Source organism: Limnohabitans sp. TEGF005 (genome assembly GCF_055394835.1).
Genome location: NZ_AP029226.1, coordinates 2,993,914 through 3,011,834 on the forward strand (window position 1 = coordinate 2,993,914; position 17,921 = coordinate 3,011,834).

General features: G+C 61.7%; 16 protein-coding genes. 12 read left to right on the forward strand and 4 right to left on the reverse strand.

The annotated features are described in order from the left end of the window. Positions 1–2: 2 nt before the first annotated feature. The 9 genes from ACZ5RG_RS14800 to ACZ5RG_RS14840 all read left to right on the forward strand — a co-directional run bounded on the left by ACZ5RG_RS14800 (position 3) and on the right by ACZ5RG_RS14840 (position 9,682). Positions 3–971, forward strand: coding sequence for an AAA family ATPase (locus ACZ5RG_RS14800; RefSeq protein WP_464447460.1), 969 nt, complete (start codon positions 3–5; stop codon positions 969–971). Beyond that, entirely contained in the window at positions 968–2,140 is a 1,173-nt protein-coding gene (locus ACZ5RG_RS14805) for a vWA domain-containing protein (RefSeq protein ID WP_464447461.1), read from the forward strand. Before ACZ5RG_RS14800 ends, ACZ5RG_RS14805 begins: the two co-directional genes overlap by 4 nt. Positions 2,141–2,179: 39 nt before the next feature. Next, on the forward strand, positions 2,180–3,226 hold the full coding sequence (locus tag ACZ5RG_RS14810) for an XdhC family protein (RefSeq protein WP_464447462.1): 1,047 nt from the start codon (positions 2,180–2,182) through the stop codon (positions 3,224–3,226). 1 nt (position 3,227) lies between these two features. Beyond that, positions 3,228–3,908 carry a nucleotidyltransferase family protein gene (locus ACZ5RG_RS14815; protein ID WP_312259791.1) on the forward strand — a complete coding sequence of 227 codons (681 nt, stop codon included), beginning with the start codon at positions 3,228–3,230 and terminating at the stop codon, positions 3,906–3,908. 35 nt (positions 3,909–3,943) lie between these two features. Then, positions 3,944–4,642: a TIGR02466 family protein gene (locus ACZ5RG_RS14820; RefSeq protein WP_312259792.1), complete on the forward strand. Its 699-nt coding sequence runs from the start codon at positions 3,944–3,946 to the stop codon at positions 4,640–4,642. Continuing rightward, on the forward strand, positions 4,635–5,774 hold the full coding sequence (locus ACZ5RG_RS14825) for a hypothetical protein (RefSeq protein ID WP_464447463.1): 1,140 nt from the start codon (positions 4,635–4,637) through the stop codon (positions 5,772–5,774). The genes ACZ5RG_RS14820 and ACZ5RG_RS14825 overlap by 8 nt, the downstream gene beginning before the upstream one ends. A 50-nt stretch (positions 5,775–5,824) precedes the next feature. Further along, entirely contained in the window at positions 5,825–6,829 is a 1,005-nt protein-coding gene (locus ACZ5RG_RS14830) for an XdhC family protein (protein WP_464447464.1), read from the forward strand. Positions 6,830–7,025: 196 nt separating this feature from the next. Further along, complete coding sequence (locus ACZ5RG_RS14835) at positions 7,026–7,499, forward strand: (2Fe-2S)-binding protein (protein WP_019429886.1); 474 nt, start codon at positions 7,026–7,028, stop codon at positions 7,497–7,499. Beyond that, the gene (locus ACZ5RG_RS14840) at positions 7,496–9,682 is read left to right on the forward strand and encodes a xanthine dehydrogenase family protein molybdopterin-binding subunit (protein ID WP_464447465.1); all 2,187 of its coding nucleotides are present in this window, start codon (positions 7,496–7,498) and stop codon (positions 9,680–9,682) included. Before ACZ5RG_RS14835 ends, ACZ5RG_RS14840 begins: the two co-directional genes overlap by 4 nt. A 161-nt stretch (positions 9,683–9,843) precedes the next feature. Here the strand turns inward: ACZ5RG_RS14840 and otnI are convergent, their stop codons facing one another. From otnI to ltnD, 4 genes are read right to left on the reverse strand one after another with little or no spacing between them, the layout of a single operon-like run. After that, positions 9,844–10,677: a 2-oxo-tetronate isomerase gene (gene otnI, locus ACZ5RG_RS14845; RefSeq protein WP_464447466.1), complete on the reverse strand. Its 834-nt coding sequence runs from the start codon at positions 10,675–10,677 to the stop codon at positions 9,844–9,846. Positions 10,678–10,736: 59 nt separating this feature from the next. Continuing rightward, positions 10,737–11,402, reverse strand: a complete 666-nt coding sequence (locus tag ACZ5RG_RS14850) for a class II aldolase/adducin family protein (protein WP_464447467.1) — start codon at positions 11,400–11,402, stop codon at positions 10,737–10,739. Then, complete coding sequence (otnK, locus tag ACZ5RG_RS14855; protein ID WP_464447468.1) at positions 11,399–12,691, reverse strand: 3-oxo-tetronate kinase; 1,293 nt, start codon at positions 12,689–12,691, stop codon at positions 11,399–11,401. Before otnK ends, ACZ5RG_RS14850 begins: the two co-directional genes overlap by 4 nt. Further along, positions 12,688–13,599, reverse strand: coding sequence for an L-threonate dehydrogenase (gene ltnD, locus ACZ5RG_RS14860; protein ID WP_298602635.1), 912 nt, complete (start codon positions 13,597–13,599; stop codon positions 12,688–12,690). Before ltnD ends, otnK begins: the two co-directional genes overlap by 4 nt. A 316-nt stretch (positions 13,600–13,915) precedes the next feature. Here ltnD and ACZ5RG_RS14865 point away from each other — a divergent pair, with 316 nt between their 5' ends. Genes ACZ5RG_RS14865 through ACZ5RG_RS14875 form a run of 3 tightly spaced genes read left to right on the forward strand, consistent with a single transcriptional unit; the run spans position 13,916 to position 17,851 of the window. After that, complete coding sequence (locus ACZ5RG_RS14865; protein WP_312259798.1) at positions 13,916–14,644, forward strand: response regulator transcription factor; 729 nt, start codon at positions 13,916–13,918, stop codon at positions 14,642–14,644. Continuing rightward, complete coding sequence (locus tag ACZ5RG_RS14870) at positions 14,641–15,921, forward strand: FecR family protein (RefSeq protein WP_464447469.1); 1,281 nt, start codon at positions 14,641–14,643, stop codon at positions 15,919–15,921. The genes ACZ5RG_RS14865 and ACZ5RG_RS14870 overlap by 4 nt, the downstream gene beginning before the upstream one ends. A gap of 1 nt (position 15,922) precedes the next feature. Beyond that, positions 15,923–17,851: a CHASE2 domain-containing protein gene (locus ACZ5RG_RS14875; protein ID WP_464447470.1), complete on the forward strand. Its 1,929-nt coding sequence runs from the start codon at positions 15,923–15,925 to the stop codon at positions 17,849–17,851. The last annotated feature ends 70 nt before the right edge of the window (positions 17,852–17,921 follow it).

A 17,921-nucleotide genomic window follows, 5' to 3' on the forward strand; every position in this document is an offset into this window, starting at 1 on the left:
GCATGACCACGCCAGACCAAGCCGGACGCCCTGCCACTGAAGAGCGCTTGTTGCGTGAGCGGTTGCAGCGCGCGGGTTATCTGGCCGATGCCGACCTGGCCACCACCGTGTGGCTGGCGTCGGCATTGCAGCGTCCCTTGTTGATCGAGGGTGACGCGGGTGTCGGCAAAACCGCTTTGGCCACGGCGCTCGCCCAATCCCAAAGTGAGCAAGGCGCCACCTTGGTGCGTCTGCAATGCTTTGAAGGCCTGGATTTGGCGCAAGCCGCTTACGAGTGGAATTACGGTCGCCAATTGATGGCGATCCGCCTCAACGAAGCGGACAAGGCGGGCTTGGGCCGGGTGCGTGAGTCAGATGTGTTCAGCCGTGACTATTTGCTGGAACGGCCCTTGCTGCGCGCCATCAGTCAGAGCGGCCCCTGCGTGCTGCTGATCGACGAGATCGACCGCGCCGACGAAGCCTTTGAAGCCTTCTTGCTCGAAGTGCTGGCCGATTACCAGATCACCGTGCCGGAGATTGGCACCATTCGCGCCACGCACATTCCGCAAGTGATTTTGACCAGCAACGGCACGCGTGAGTTGTCTGATGCGCTGCGCCGCCGCTGCCTGTACCACTACCTCGATTACCCAACGCTGGCGCGCGAGATCGCCATCGTCAAAACCGCATTGCCTGAAGCGGACACCCGGCTGGTCGAAGACGCCGTGCAGTTTGTGCAAGCCCTGCGCCGCGAAGACCTGGCCAAGATTCCTGGCATCGCCGAAACCCTGGACTGGGTCAGCGCCTTGTTCAAGTTGGGCCACCACAGCTTGCCCGAAGACATGGCTGCGGTGCTGGGCACTTTGGGCTGCTTGCTCAAGACCCGCGAAGACCGCTTTGTGATGGGGTCTGACCGCCTGCGCCAACTGGTTGAAGGCCGCCGTTCTGTGGGCGTGGCCGAAAAAACGCCCGGCCTTCATCCGGTGAGTTCATGAACACCGCACCCGCCAGCACGCCTTCCGAGCGTTTGGCGGGTTTCGCCGCGCTGCTGCGCGAACACGGTCTGACGGTGGGGGTGGCCGAACAGCAAGCCATGCTGCAAGCGGTCCTGCACTTTGGCCCCTTGCAAGAGCGGCCCTTGCAAGCGGCCTGGCGAGCCATTGCCTGCCACAGCCACCGCGAATGGCAGCTGTGGCCTGATGTTTATGAGCGCTTTTGGCACCCCGAAAAATTGCGCGGGGGTGTCAAAGTCAGCGGCCAGACGCGGCCCAGCCGCAACCTGCGCCAAAGCGTGCAGGCCATGCACGAACAAATGAATGCCGCGAGCCAACCCGGCGGCCCAAAATCAGCACCCCAGACCGCAGGCGATATGCCCTCGGTGGGGCAAGACGAACACGACGCAGGTGCACCCCGCGCCCAAGGGGGTGCCAGCCGCACCGAGGCCTTGCACCAGCGCGATGGCCAGATGTGGATGCCGCAAGAGCTCAGCGCGCTGCAGAGCCTCGCACGCCAGATCACCGCCAAATTGTTGCCACGTGCCACCCGCCGTTGGCGCGTGGCACCACGCGGCCAGCGACTGGACATGCGCCAGACCTTGCGCCGCAGTGTGGGCTGGGGTGGTGAGCTGTTGCAACCAGCCTGGAAAGTCAAACGCCAAGAGCCACCCCGCCTGTTCATCTTGGCCGATGTAAGCCGCTCCATGGAGTCTCACGCCGCGCTGTTTTTGCGTGTGGCCCGTGCTTTTGCGCTGGAGGCCGACGCACGGGTCTTTGTGTTCCACACCCGGTTGGCCGAAGTCACACCCTATATGCACCGTGATACCCCGGCGATTCAGGAAAAAGTCAACGCCGTTACCGCCGGTTTTGGCGGCGGTACGCGCATTGCCGCCAGCTTGCAGGACTTTGCCCGCCACCATGCCCGTGCGCAGCTCAACCGGGGCTCGCGCGTGTGGGTGTTTTCGGATGGCTTTGACACCGATGAGCCTGAGCTGCTGGCTGCTGCGCTGCAAGAAGTGCGCGCGCGGGGTGTCCGCATCACCTGGTTTCACCCCACGCGGCAGGTGCCTGCCGCGACCGCTTTGCAGCGCGCGCGCCGCAGCATTGAGCGCTTTGTGCCGTTGGCCAGCTTGGCTGATTTGGCCGCCGCCCGCCCAGTGTTGCACTGAGCTATTTTTGAACCCAAGATAGACCCCAAGGAGAACGCCATGAACCGCAACGAATGGATCATCCAAGCGGCCCGACTGCAGGCAGCCGAGCAGCCATTTGCCTTGGTCACTGTGCTGCGTGCTCAAGCCCCCACTTCTGGCAAAGCCGGCGACAAGGCCGTGGTCACGGCCGATGGCCAGATCCATGGCTGGATCGGTGGCGGCTGCGCGCAACCGGCGGTCATCAAGACCGTGCGCCGTGCGTTGCTCGACGGCCAGCCACGCACCATCCGCATTTCACCCTCGGACGAAAGCGCTGAACGCGATCTGGGCGACGTGCTCGAATTCGGCATGGCCTGCCACTCGGGCGGCACGCTGGAGTTGTTCATCGACCCGGTCATGCCTTCGGCCTTGTTGACCGTGGTGGGGGATTCGCCGGTGGCGCGCGCGCTGGTGAGCCTGGCCCCTCGCGTGGGCCTGCGCGTGGCGGTGGTGGCGCACGGTGCGCAGGCCGTTGATTACCCCGATGCCGATACGGTGTTGAGCACGGACGATGTGCCAGCGGTCGGTGCGCAGCTGGCCTCCACCCCCTTTGTGGTGGTGGCCACGCAAGGCCGTCGCGACCTGCAAGGCCTGAAAGCCGCATTGGCTTTGCAGCCCCAAGGTTTGTGGTTTGTGGCCAGCGCCCGCAAGGCGGGGGTGCTGCTGGACACCTTGGTCACCAGTGGCGAAGATCCGGCGGCTGTGGCCCGCATCGTGGCCCCTGCGGGCGAATTCATTGGTGCACAAACCCCTGAAGAAATTGCTTTGTCGGTCCTGACCTCGGTGGTCGCGGCCCGGCGTGGGCACGCGCCCAAAGCGGTGATCTCTGCCCCTGCTGCGGTCTTTGCGTCTGCTGAGCCCGTGTTTGCACCTGCACCTGCATCTGCACCGGCCATGGCCGATGCGCCCTTGGTGGCCCCTGTGGCAGCGGGCAGTTGCTGCGGCGGCGTCAAAAAATCGGCCACCCAGCGGGAGGCTGCGACAGTCCCGGCCCTGACAGCTGTGGCGGTGGAAGCCACATCGGCTGTGGCAGCATCTGCCAAATCATCTTGCTGCGGAGGCTGACATGGGTTGTATTCTCAAAGGCGGTGGCGGGCTTTACAGCCGTGTGACGGTGGGGGCTGTGCTGTTGGCCGCAGGTTCGGGCTCGCGCATGGGGCACCGACCCAAAAGCCTGCTGGAGCTGGGGGGCGTGCCCCTGATCCGTCGCCAGCTGATTGCGCTGTCGGGTGCCGGTGTTGACGAAGTGGTGGTGGTGCTTGGCCACTATGCGGATCGCATCGAAGAAGCTGTCCAGGAGTTCCCAGTTACCTTGGTGCGCAACCCGGACCCAGATGCAGGCCAGATTTCGTCTTTGCGATTGGGCTTGCAAGCACTGTCGCCCAAACTCGACGCGGTGTTGGTGGCGCTGGCCGATCAGCCGCTGATCAACTCACAAGACATCAATGACCTGATCGGAGCCTACAAAAAACGCCCTGCGGGTGCGCAGGTGGTGCAGCCCACCGTTGACGGTTTACCGGGCAATCCGGTCATGTTCAGCACCGAGGTGCGTGATCAAATTTTGGCGGGCGATGCCCATGTCGGTTGCCGCCAGTGGCAGTCGGCCAACCCCGAGCAAGTGCATGCTTGGGTGAGCACCAACAGCCGTTACCGAACCGATGTGGACACACTCGAAGACATCGAGGCGCTGGCTGAGCGCACCGGGCACCGGCTCAAGTGGCCGGCAGATTTTTCCGTCACGGCCTGAGGCGTTTTGCCTTCATCGTCGCACTTGCGTTGGCCATGATCCAGCCCGATCCCCTTCATCAGTTCTGGCACACGCCGATGGGCGTGCACCGTTTTGAACAAGCCGATGCGGTCAATGAGGTGCTGGTGCGCGTGTTCCAAACCATGCGCGCCACCGATGCGTCCACAGCGGGCGAACCCAAGGCTTTTTATGCCAGTCGCGATGATCTGCTGCAGCGCATTCGTCTGTCCGAGTGGGAACAGCTGGTGCGCTTCATGGTCGACAGCGTGCGCCAGACCGTGGTGCTGGCCAACCAAAGCGCGTGGCCCGAAGCCAAGCCGGGCTTTCAGATCGCCGTGCGGGGCATCTGGTTTCAAATCTCCAGTCAGGGCAGCCACCACGATGTGCACACGCACGGCAACTGCTCGTGGTCGGGGGTGTATTGCCTGCAGGTGGATTCACCCCAGGAACGCCGGATGCACCCGGTGTTGGGTGCGGCCAATGGCGTGACACGTTTTTATGGTCCGCACTTCAACCGCTTGGGTGGAGCAGCCATGGATTTTGGCAACGCGTATTTGCAAAACGCCCACCTCGACATTGAACCCCTGCCCGGTCAGTTGGTGGTGTTTCCATCCTGGTTGCCGCACCAGGCCATGCCCTACCACGGCACGGCCGACCGGGTGATCGTGTCCTTCAACGTCAGCGTGCACGCGGCCGGTGGCTCGGACCAATTGCATGGGTATGCCCATGTCTGAGCGGCCAAACGCCTCATATACCCAGTCTGATGCGCTGGCCCATGCGGGTGAGGTCGCGCAATGGGCCGTGATGCTGTTGGGGTGGCTCTGGTTGGGCGAGCAAGGCATGCGGCTGGGCTGGTCCGTGGCCAGTGGGGTGCTGGCTGTGGTGCTGTGGTGGGCGGCCCGATTGATGTGTCGGGGCAGCGCTTGGGCGCTGCAAGCCGGTGCTTGGCGCATGGGCGTTTGCGGCCTGCTCACGGCCTGTGGTGTGTGGCTGCCCAGCATGCTGGCTGCTTGGGACATGGCCCATTGGGGTTTGTTGCTGGTGGCGTTGCTGTGGGGCGCATGGAGCGGCTTGGTGGAGACGCGCAGCCGTGTCAGCACTTTTCAGATGGGCCTGTTGGCTTGGCATCCCGTGTTGGCAGGCTGCCTGGTGGCGGTGGCCTGGCACCTGTCGGGTGGCGAGTCTGACACGCCATGGGGTGTGAGCCTCTTGTTGGCCCTTGGTGCTGCGGTGTTGCATGCGCGTGACCGCTGCACGGTGCAGCCGATGTCGGCATGTTGGGGCCCACGCGTTGGTTGGGCTGTTTTGCTGACGCCCTCGGCCATGGGTTTGATGATGGGCAGTTTGTGGCTGGGCAATGTCTGGTGCGCGGGCCTGGGTTGGCGCACAGAGACCATGGTGGTGTGGCACTTGGCCTTGATGGCGGGTGCGCCCGCGCTGGTCGCTTGGACATGGCGCTGGAAGACACCAGCAGGCCAGCAGACGCCGACATGGCATGAAAAACGTGCCCATCTGGGGTTTTGCGTGAGCTTGGTTTTGCTGGCCTTGGGGGCCCTGATGCTGTGGGGTCAAAGTGCTGTGCATGGCGTGTTGGCCATGCTGCTGCCCTCGCTGGCTTGGGCTGTGCACTGCGTCCGTCCCCGCGACGGCAGGGGTGCCTTGAGTCAGTTGCCGCCTTGGTTGGCCCGCACCACGGCCTTGTTGTTAGGGCCGGGCTTGCTGCTGTGGGTGGGTTGGCTCAGCCCGACATACGGCCCTGCGGCCATGCAAATGGCCATGGCGCTGCTGGGCGGATTGGCGGCGCTGCAAGCCTTGTTTTTGTGGTGGCGCAGACCGGCCCTGCAACCGGCCTGGTTCACCCCTTGATGATTTTTGGACGGCCTCTAAGTTGATATCCCTGACGGAGACAAAACACCATGAACAGCATTGACATCGACGTGATCCGAACCGCCTTGGATTGGCAAAGCCGGGGGCACCGTGTGGTCATGGGCACAGTGGTGCGCACCTGGGGTTCGGCCCCGCGTCCACCGGGCTCGCTCATGATCATCCGGGGCGATGGGCAAGTGGCCGGATCGGTCTCGGGCGGCTGCATCGAAGACGATCTGATTCGCCGCGTGGCCGCAGGCGAGTTGGCCCTGCGCATGCCTGAGATCACGACCTACGGCCAGACGGCCGAAGAAGTTCGCCGCTTTGGCCTGCCCTGTGGCGGTTCGGTGCAGGTGGTGCTCGAGCCGTTGTCTTCCCAGTCACAACTGCGTGAGTTGCTGGTGCTGATCGAGCAACACCAGCGGGTCGAGCGGCGTTTGGACATGGCCACTGGGCTGGTCCGCATGGGTGCAGCCACCGAGGGCGACAAGTTGCAATTTGACGGTCAAAGCCTGACCACGGTACACGGCCCGCGCTTGCGCTTGCTGGTCATTGGCGGCGGGCAGCTTTCGCGTTATCTGGCCAGTATGGCCGTCATGCTGGACTACCAGGTCACGGTGTGCGAGCCGCGCGTGGAATACCACGAAGGCTGGGACGCGATGGCCGGGGTGACCTTGTCTACCCAGATGCCCGACGACCTGGTGCTGGCCATGCGCCTGGACCACAACAGCGCCGTGGTGGCTGTGACGCACGACCCCAAACTGGACGATCTGGCACTGATGGAAGCGCTGCGCACACCCGCTTTTTACGTGGGCGCTTTGGGCTCAAAGCACAACAATACGCAGCGCCGCAAGCGCTTGCTCGACTTTGAGGTGTCGGAAGCCGAAGCCGCGAAACTGCACGGCCCGGTGGGCCTGAACCTCGGTGCCTTGACCCCGCCCGAAATCGCCATGAGCATCGTGGCCGAAATGACGGCCTTGCGCCGAGGCACGGATTTGAGCCAGGCGCTCAGCAGCTGGGAAGGCTCCAAGACGGTGTGCGGGCTGAGTGCGTGAGTCTTTCGAAAGGCTGACCTGCTGACGGTACATGCTTCATGGGTTTGCCCAGTTTTGAGCCCCGCGTGACAGGCGGGCCTGGCTTGGGACTTTGTGTTCAGGCCTTGAATTTTCGAGCACGGTTTGTGAATGCACACCGTGTGCAGTTTGGGAGGGGCACAGCCCCTTGGCAGTTCGGTGATCAACAGGAGAAAACATGGTTCGATTCAAAGTCAATGGCGAGGCCGTGTCGGTCGATGCCACACCGGAGACCCCTTTGCTGTGGGTCATCCGCGAAAAACTCAACCTCACGGGCACCAAGTTTGGCTGTGGCATTGCGCAGTGCGGCGCCTGTACGGTGCATTTGAATGGTGAGCCGGTGCGCTCTTGCTCACTGCCCGTGTCGGCGGTGGACGGCAAAAACATCACCACCGTGGAGGGCCTGATGAAGACGCCCACCGGTCAAGCTTTGCAAGCGGCTTGGGTCAAGGCCCAAGCGCCTCAATGCGGGTATTGCCAGTCGGGTCAGCTCATGACGGCGGCCAAGGTGATCAGCGTGGTCAAAAAAGACCTGAGCCGCACCGAAATCCTGGAAGCCATGAGCGGCAACATTTGCCGCTGTGGCACTTACAACCAGATTGCCGCCGCCGTCTCGCACGCCCAAAAAACCCTCAAAGGAGGCAAGGCATGAACCCGTTGAACACCACACCCATGTCCACGCACGGCAGCGTCTCGCGCCGCTCTTTCATGCTCGGCTCGGGCGGCCTGGCTTTGGGGCTGTCTTTTGGCCTGACGCAATCTGAACTGGCGTTGGCCCAAACCCCGGGTGCAACCGGCTTTGGCCCCAACAACTGGATCAACATTGGACTGGATGGCGTGGTGACCTTGATGTCTCCCGGCGCAGAAATGGGCCAGGGCACCATGACCGCGATGCCCTTGTTGCTGGCCGAAGAAATGGACTTGGACTGGAGCCAGGTGCGCGTGGTGCAGTCGCCCAGTGACCCCAAGCGTTTTGGCAACCCCCGCTTTGGTGGTGGCATGACCACGGGCGCATCGCGCACGGTGCAAGGCTATTACGAGCCGCTGCGTCTGGCGGGTGCACAAGCCCGTTTGGTGATGGTGAACGCTGCGGCTCAGGCCATGGGCGTACCCGCTGCCGAGCTGCGCACCGAGGCCAGCCGCGTGATTCACAGTGGTGGCCGCGCCATGACGTATGCAGAGATCGCCAAAGTGGCGGTGGCCCCGGCCGAGTTGCCCAAGGTCGACAAAAGCATGCTCAAGCCGATGGCGCAGTTCCGCCTGATTGGCAAGGACATCCCCCGTGTGGACGTGCCCGCCAAGTCCAGCGGTCAGGCGCTGTACGGCATTGACCAGCGTTTGCCTGGCATGCTCTGGGCCTCGGTGCTGCGTGCCCCGGTGCAAGGCGAAACGCCTGAGAGCGTGGACGACAGCGCCGCCCGTGCTGTGGCGGGGGTCAAGAACGTGGTGCGCCTGCCTTATGGCGTGGCCGTGGTCGCCGATTCGTTTTACACCGCCAAAATGGCGCGCAACAAACTCAAGGTTGTCTGGAGCCAAAAATCCAAGGCCCGAGTTCAATACACCGATCAAATGCGCGTGGAGTACGCCAAGCGCGCTGAGGATTTGTATGACAAAGGCGTGGCCTTCATTGCCCACGGTGATGCGGCCAAGCAGCTGGCTGGGGCCACGCGTACCTTCAGCGCCACCTACACCAGCGAGATGGTCAGTCACATTTGCCTGGAGCCGATGAACTGCACCGCGCGTGTCGATGGCGACAAGATCGAAGTCTGGGCCCCGGCCCAATCGGCCTCGTTTGTCACCGGTACGGTGGCGGGTGCTGCGGGCTTCAAGCCTGAAAACATCACCGTCAACATCACCTTGATGGGCGGTGGTTTCGGACGTCGCGTTGAGGCCGATTATTCGGCGGATGCGGCCTTGGTGGCCAAGGCCATGCCGGGCACCCCTATCCAGGTCATTTGGACCCGCGAAGACGACATGGTGCATGACAAGTACCGCCCTATGACCGGGCAGCATTTGGTGGCCGGTGTGGACGCGCAGGGCAAGATCGTCGGCTTGTTGCACCGCGTGGTGTCCGAGGGCGTGTATGCCCGCGTGGTGCCACCGGCTTTCAAAGCCTCGGGCGGCAAAGATGCGCCCGTGATGGAGGGCACCGAAATCACTTACGACATTGCCGATCACAGCGTGCAATTCATGATCGAAGACCGTGGCATCCACGCCGGCTTTTGGCGTGCGGTGGGTCCGGGCTATACCAAGTTCGCCATCGAAACCCTGATCGACGAAGTGGCGCGAGGCGTGAAAGCAGATCCGCTGGCTTACCGCATGGACTTACTCAAGAAGAATCCGCGTGGTCAGGCCGTGCTCAAGTCGGTTGCCGACATGGCGCAATGGGGCAAAGCCAAGTTGCCCAAAGGACACGCACTGGGATTGGCATTTTCCGATGCATGGAACACCTATTGCGGCATGGTCGTGCAGGTATCCATCGAAAAAGGCCGCCCCAAGGTGCACAAAGTCTGGGCCGCTGTGGACTGCGGCCACGCTTTGCAGCCGCAAAACGTGCAGGCGCAAATCGAAGGTTCGGTGATCTTTGGTTTGTCGGCTGCACTGCACGAGCGCATGGACTTCAGGGCCGGTGAACCCCAGCAAACCAATTTGAACGCCTACCAGGTGCTGCGTGCCAACGAAGCACCCGAAGTGTTTGTCAAGGTGATGCCCACCGACAACCACCCCGGCGGTATTGGCGAAGTGGGTCTGCCCCCTTTGGCACCGGCCATTGCCAACGCGATCGCGTCACTCAGCGGCAAGCGTTTGCGCGCTTTGCCTTTGCCAATGGTGTGACTTGCTGGGGTCAGTGCGCTGCAGACGAGAGCGCACTGATTCTTGCAGCGGGACTCCTTTGCGGCAGACCATGCCGAACCCTTCGTTCTTGTTGCAGCTTGCGCCCGCGGCCGAAACGGGGGGGTGCCATCCGTGCGCGTTGCCAAGCAGCGGCGCGGTGGTTACAGGTAAGGCCGTGCCCAGCCCAAGCCCCGCGAGGTGCCGCCCGAGCTGGTATCGGCCGGGTTGTATTCGCAACCGATCCAGCCGTCCCAGCCGCATTCAGCGGCCACCTTGTCGATGGTCTGGAAGATGTGCGGCCAGTTCACTTCGCCTGTGCCCGGCTCGTGGCGGTGCGGAACTTCAGCAATCTGAAAATGCCCCACATGGCCCGTGGGCAGGTACTGCGCTATTTTTGAACTCAAATCGCCTTCCACGATTTGGCAATGGAACAGGTCCATTTGCACTTTCACATTCGCCGCGCCCACGGCTTGCACAATGCGGTGTGCGTGGTCTTGCCGGTTGAGGTGAAAGCCCGGCACGCTGCGCGTGTTGATGGGCTCGATCAGTACATCGCGCCCGATCTTGGCGGCTTCGGCTGCGGCCCATTGCAAGTTGGCTACCAGCGTTGCGTCTGCGGTTTCGGCATCTGCACTTTCGGCCCGCAGGCCCACCATGGCATGGATGCGCGGGCAGTTCAGCGCCTCGGCATAAATCAGGGCTTGCGCGAAACCGGTGCGAAATTCGCCTTCGCGACCGGGCACGCTGGCCGTGCCCCGGCTGCCCGTTTCCCAGGCTTGGGTGAAACTGGCGCTGTCGGTGCCGCCGGACGGGGTGTTGAATAACACCTGTTGCAAGCTGTTGCCCTGCAAACGGGCGGCCAGCTCTTGCGCAGAATAGGCATAGGGAAACAAATACTCCACCGCCTTAAAGCCGTCTTTGGCCGCAGCCTCAAAGCGGTCCAAAAACGGCAAATCGGGGTACATCATTGACAGGTTGGCGGCAAAGCGGGGCATGGGTTTCTTTCGGGGTGTGTACAGAGGCGAATCGTGGCGAGGGCGCCGCGCCTTCAGGGTTACCAGCGTGCGCCAAATGTTTGCCGCAGATCGTCCAGATCGCTGGCTTGCAGGGGGGGCGTGCTGGCTTGCAATTGCATGAGCCGGGCGGTTTCTTCCAGCTCTTCGAGCGTGGCCATGGCCGCGCCGGGCGTGTCGTGCCACACATTGGGTCCCAGTCGCGGCAGCATCACGGCGCGGATGGGCGTGCCGCGAGCCGCATATTGGCGGATCAGTGCGGCCACTTCCTGCGCCGCGTCCGTGCTGCCGGGGCGGTGGTAGCGCACCAGCGGCACATGGCCGACCTTCATCACAAAGTAGGGTGTGATGGCGGGCAGCAGCTCAGGGCCGTGCGCGTTCAGGCTCAGTGCCACGCAATGCGTGCTGTGGGTGTGGATCACGCAGCGCGTGTGGGTGTCGTGCTCGCAGGCGGCGGCGTAAATCTGGCGGTGCAAGGCGATGGTTTTGCTGCCCTTGTCGCCGCTGATTTGTTGACCTTGCAGGTCGAGTTTGGCCAGGCGGGCCGGGTCCAGAAAACCCAGACACGCGTCGGTGGGCGTGATGAGAAAGCCGTCATCCAGCCGCACGCTGATGTTGCCCGCCGTGGCGTGCACATAGCCGCGTTCAAACAGGCTGCGACCCACGCGACAGATTTCTTCGCGGGCTTGGGATTCGGTGAAGTTCATGCCAGCACTTTAAAGGCTTTGGTGAAGAAGTCTTCGGTGCCAAAGTTGCCCGACTTGAGGGTGATGTGCATGCCCCCGTTTGGGGTGGGCGCGTGGCACCAGGGCACGCCCGGGTCGATCTGCGGGCCGATTTGCAGCTGTGCAATGCCCAGCGCCTGCACACAAGCGCCTGAGGTTTCGCCGCCCGCCACCACCAGTTGTTGCACGCCCAACTGCACCAGACCTTGGGCCACAGCGGCGAGCGCGTGCTCCACCAAAGCGCCCGCCTCGGCCACGCCCAACTGCGCCTGCACGGCTTTGACGGCTTCGGGCTCGGCGGTCGAATACACCAGCACCGGGCCATCCTTCAACAAGGGCGCGGCCCAGGCCAGCACCTGTTGCACCACCGCATCGTTTTGGCCGTGCATGAGGCTGGCGGGGTGAATCGCCATGGCGGGCCGACCGTTGGCTTTGAAGTGCGCCACCTGTGCGTTGGTGGCCACCGAGCAGCTGCCCGAGACCACCGCTTGCAAGCCCTTGGCCGCTGGCAACTGGCTCGCTTGCGCCGAAGGCTGTAGGCCAAAGTTGGCGGGCAGACCGATCGCCACGCCCGAGCCTGCGGTGAGCAAAGGCATGCCCTTCAATGCGGGCCCGAGGCGGTGCAGGTCGTCGTTGCTGGTGGCGTCCACCACCGCCACGCCCACACCTTCAGCGCGCAGCGCGGCCATGCGTTCGTGGATGGCCGCTTCGCCCTGCGCCACCGTTTTGTAATCGATCAAACCCACTTTGCGCCGGGTTTGCGCTTGCATGACGCGTACCAGATTGGGGTCGGTCATGGGGGTGAGTGGGTGGTTTTGCATGCCCGATTCGTTGAGCAAGACATTGCCCGCGAACAGGTAGCCTTTGAACACGGTGCGGCCATTGTCTGGAAACGCCGGGGTCGCGATGGTGAAGTCGGTCTGCAGCGCGTCCATCAGTGCCTCGGTCACCGGGCCGATGTTGCCCTCGGGCGTGCTGTCAAAGGTCGAGCAGTATTTGAAATAAATTTGCTGCGCACCCTGCGCTTGCAGCCACCGCAATGCTTGCAGCGATTGTGCGATGGCCTCGGCTGCGGGCAGGGTGCGCGACTTGAGCGCCACCACCACCGCGTCCACGCCAGCGGCCAGTGGCGACGTGGGCACGCCGATGGTCTGCACCACCCGCATGCCCGAGCGCACGAGGTTGTTGGCCAGATCGGTCGCGCCGGTGAAATCATCGGCAATGCAGCCGAGTTTCAGGTCCGGTAGATGGCCCTGCTTCAACGCGCTCATGCTTTCCCCTTGGGCAATTCGATGCCTGGGAATATTTTGATGACAGCGCTGTCGTCTTCCTTGGCAAAGCCGGCTGTGCTGGCTTGCATGAACATTTGGTGCGCGGTGCTCGACAGCGGCAGCGGGAACTTGCTGGCCCGTGCCATGTCGAGCACGATGCCCAGATCTTTCACAAAAATGTCTACAGCCGACAGCGGTGTGTAGTCGGCCGCCAGCACATGGGCCATGCGGTTTTCAAACATCCAGCTGTTGCCCGCGCTGTTGGTGATGACTTCGTACAGCGCTGCCGCGTCCACCCCTTCGCGCAGGCCCAAGGCCATGGCTTCGGCGGCCGCAGCGATGTGCACGCCCGCCAGCAGCTGGTTGATGATCTTGACCTTGCTGCCCGCGCCCGCGCTGTCGCCCAGCTTGTAGACCTTGGCGGCCATGGCGTTCAAAAACGGTTCAGCCAGCGCATAGGCCTCGGGCTTGCCTGCCGTCATCATGGTCATCTGGCCGCTGGCGGCTTTGGCCGCGCCGCCCGAAATCGGGGCATCCACATAGCGCAGTCCCATGGCTTCCAGTCGAGCCTCCAGCGCCACCGACCAGTTGGGGTCGACGGTGGAGCACATCACGAACACGCTGCCGGGTTTCATGCTGGCGGCACACCCGGGCGTGGGCGTTGATCCTGTGGTGTCGCCAAACAGCACGCTTTCGGTTTGCGCCGCATTGACCACCACCGAGACGATCACGTCGCACGCCGCGCCCAACGAGGCCAGCGTGTCGTGCGCCGTGCCCCCGGCGTGGGTAAAGGCTTCAGCCACCTCGCGCCGCACATCAAACACCTGCACGCTGTGCCCAGCCCGGCGCAGCGAAGCCGCCATGCCCGAGCCCATCGCCCCTAACCCGATCAATCCGACTGTTGTCATGTCTGTTCACCCGTAAATTCAACAGGTCATCATACAAATTTTTACTTTCCGGAGGTAGCGGGTGTTAACCCGGGTGTTAACCCGGGTGGTGGCCCTTGGCGCAATGCGGTCTGGCAGGCTTCATCTCGGGCAAAAATTTTTAAGAATTCTTGAATTTGAATAATGATTATTTAATTGCTAATTTATACTTATTGATAAATTAAATAATTCGCGGAATGGATTTATAAAAAATTGTTCCCGCAGACCTGACCACGACAACAGCGCATCTGCTTTTGCAACCGGTGCCCAGGCGCTGATCTTGAAACTCATAAAGGCCATGTCCTCCCACACGTTTTCTCCCGATCCAGCGGTCAAGATTGCCTTTTTGGAGGACGATCCAGTTTTTGCGGCCGACATTTGCCGAGAGCTTGAAGCGCGGCACTACACCGTGACGCACTTTGCGACCGGGCAAGCGTGCCTCAGCCATCTGGTGAATCACGACCATGATGTGTGTTTGTTTGACTGGCATCTGCCGGACATGGCGGGAACCGAAGTCATGGCGCGCTTGAAAAATATCAACCGCATGCCACCCGTGATTTTCATGACGGGCAACGATGCCGAGGACGACGTGACGCAAGTGCTCATGGCCGGGGCTGATGACTACATCATCAAGCCGCCGATGGTTGCTGTTTTGCATGCACGCATTCAAGCCTTGCTGAGGCGTATCAAGCCGCGAGACCCCGCTGTGCAAACAGAGGAAATCGGGCGTCTGGGTATTGATTACCGCAACAAAGTGATCTTGCTCAACGGTGCGCCTGTGGCCTTGACCGGAACAGAAGCCATTCTTGCGTTTGATCTTTTTATGCAGCGTGGCCGCGTTGTGACCCGGCAACATCTTTACGGGCTGCTGGGCATTGAAGACGTGGCCATCGATACGCGCCGCCTGGATGTGCACATCAGCCATCTGCGCCGCAAATTGGCTTTGAACGCCGCCAACGGCTGGAAGCTCACATCCATTTACCAGCGCGGCTATCGGCTTGAGTTTTTGGAGGGCACATCAAAATGACATCGCATCGCCTGTTTCAGGGTCGACTGTTCTTGGCTTGGTTCGGTTTGGCAGGCTGCTTGTTTGCCTTGAGCGCGTCTGCGCAGACCAGCGCCACCGTCGATTGGCGTTACACCGTCAGGCCACAAGACACGGTGTCCAACTTGGCTCTTCAGTACCTCAAACCCACGTTCACATGGCAAGAGTTGGCCCGATACAACCGCCTGCCCAATAACGGCGTTATCCAGGTCGGCGCACAGCTGCGCATGCCTTTGAGCTGGCTGGCAGTCAAGCAGGCGCAGGCCAAATTGACGGCCATTTCGGGTGATGTGCAGATCCAAGATCTCAAAGGTGCTTGGCGGCAGGCCCAAGCGGGGGAGGCCGTGCAAACGGGTCAACAAATCAAGGTGGGCATCAACAGCAGTGCCCGAGTCCAATTTGCCGATGCCTCCGAACTGGTCATGCAACCCCAATCGTCTGTGCTCATGGACACCCTCAGTGTTTACGCTGGCGGCTATATGGCCGACACCCAATTGCGTTTGCAAGGCGGCCGTGTCGAGGTGCATGCCAACCCGCAAGGTCGACAAGGCCAAAAATTCGAGATCATCACCCCTGCTGCGGTGGCCTCGGTGCGGGGCACCCAATTTGTGGTGGATGCCCAAAATGGGCGATCGCTGCAACAAACCCTTGAAGGGCAAGTCGCCTTGCAAACGACCCAAGGTCATGTTTTGGTGCAAGAAGGTTTTGGCAGTGCCGTCAAGCTCGGAGAAAAACCCATCGCCCCCGAAGTCATCAAACCTGCGCCCGTCTTTCAAAGCCCCGCGTCCCGCTTTGTCGATTTCCCGATGGCGTTCAAATGGGGGCCGCAAACCGAAGTCAAGGGCTGGGTCGTGCAAGTGGGCCGCGACCCGCAAATGGCCCAATTGGTTTTGACGCACCAAGCCGACAGCCCCTTTTTTGATGCTGGCGGCCTGGCCGATGGCCGCTATTACTTGCGCGCCTGGACGCTCGACGACAAGGGCATGCCGAGCAAGACCGTGTTGCACCCCTTCGAAGTGGACATTCCCCGCAAACTGCAAGGTGCTGTCATTCAGCTGGCACCTCACTATGTGAGCATGGGTTCTATGACGATCGATTTGGTGCCTTTGCCCCCAGGGCAGCGCTATCTGGTGCAAGTCACCCGGGATGCAGAAGGCCGCCAACCGGTTTGGTACCAAGCCAATGCCGGCGTGGTGCTGTCTTTGCCCCAGCTGCCTGCACAAGATCATCCTTATCACCTGTGGATCTGGATCTATTGATGTGAAATGGTCACCGCTGACTGACCGCACCTCCACGGGTTTATGGCTGGTGTGCATCACTTTGGTGCTGTGCATCACTGGCGCTTTATCGCGCATCGACAATGTCATTTACGACGCTGCGCAGCAAAACACCGATCGCGACATTCCAACCGATGTGGTGTTGGTCACCATCGACGAGCAAAGCCTGTCCAGCTTGGGCCGCTGGCCTTGGTCAAGGCGCATGCACGCTCAGTTGATCGATCGCTTGCATGCCGATGGTGCCAAGGCCATCGGGTTTGACGTGATGTTCAGTGAACCCCAAAAAGAAGACTTGGCGGCAGACCGCTTGCTGGCCGACGCCATGGCGCGGGCTGGCAATGTGGTTTTGCCCGTGGTCATCGAAAAAGTCCGCAGCAATGGGCAATTGGTCGAAACATTGCCTTTGTCCCCGCTGGTAAGGCATGCCGCCGCTTTGGGCCGCGTACATGCCGAACTGGATGCCGACACCATCGCCCGGAGCATCACCCTGTGGGAGGGCTTGGACCAGCCGGTCTGGCCGCATTTTGCGCAAGCCATGCTCACCGTGGCCGGGCAGCTGCCCGTCCCGTTTTCCCGCCACGCACCCCAAGTCCAGGGCCAGGGAGTGGCCATGTTGACCAAGCTCGATCAGCGGTACATCAACTTCTCAACCGCCCAGCGCCACTTGCACAGCTTGTCCTATCTGCAAGTGCTACGCGGCGAGTTCAGGCCCGACACTTTTCGGGGCAAGCTGGTGCTGGTGGGCTCCACCGCTTCCGGCATGGCCGACAGCCTGCCCACGCCGGTCTCTGGTTTAAGGCAGCCCATGGCCGGCGTGGAGTTCTTGGCCAACGCCATGGTCTCCATTCGGTCACAAACGCTGATCACACGCGCACCTTTGTGGCTCAGCACTTTGCTGGCCTGCACTTTGGCCTTGATGCCCATGCTGTGGCTGCCCTACAGCCGCACCCGCACTGGGCTGGTGGCCACCATTGCTTTTGCCGTGCTGGTGCTGGCTGCGGCCATGGCCTTGCCGGTGTGGTGGTGTGTTTGGGTCCCCATGTCTGCCGGATTGCTCGGGCTGTTGTGCGCTTATCCCATCTGGTCCTGGCGCAAGCTTGAATCGGCCAGCCAGTTTCTCGACTCAGAATTGAGCCGCCTGCAACAAGAGTTGGGCAGCGTCGGGCCAATCGCGCTCGGCACAGATGCCCAAGCGCCGCATTCTGATGCAGACCCATTTCAGCGCCGCATTGACCAAGTCCGTGCGGCCACGGCCCTGCTGCAGCATTTGGATCAAACCCAACGCGAAACCTTGGCCTTTGTCTCGCATGACATCCGTGTGCCGCTGGCCAGTGCTGCAGCCCAAATCAAAAGTGAGCTGGGTGAACACCACCCCACCCACAAGCAAATGGTGCGGGCCTTGGCCTGGACGGAAGACTTCTTGCAAACCTCACGCGCTCAAATGTTGCGACCCGACAGCTTTTCCGAGCTGGATGTGATGGCCCTGCTGCACGAGGTGGCCGATGACATCTACCCCTTGGCGATGGCCAGTGCATTGACTTTGACGCTTGACCTGCCCGATGAGCCGGTTTGGATTCAAGGGAACTTCGACACCTTGTCCCGTGCGATGGCCAATTTGCTGAGCAATGCCCTCAAGTTCTCGCCACCGGGAGGGCTGGTCAGATTGAGCGCCAAGCTCGGCGGCGGTCAGGTCCACATTCGCGTCACAGACCAAGGCCCGGGTATCGCCCCGCAAGACATCGAACGGCTGTTCAAGCGTTTCAGCCGTTTGGAGCCCAGACCCGCCAGCTTGCAGACAGGCGTTGGCTTGGGTTTGTATTTTGTTCAGACCACAGTTCACAAACACGGCGGAACTGTGACCGTGGTCAGCAAGCCAGGCGAGACCACAGTTGTTGTGAATTTGAAAACTTAAACAATACGCAGTGCTAAAATGATCGAATAACAATTCTTAACAGTTTGTTTACTTTTTATTAGCTAAAGTT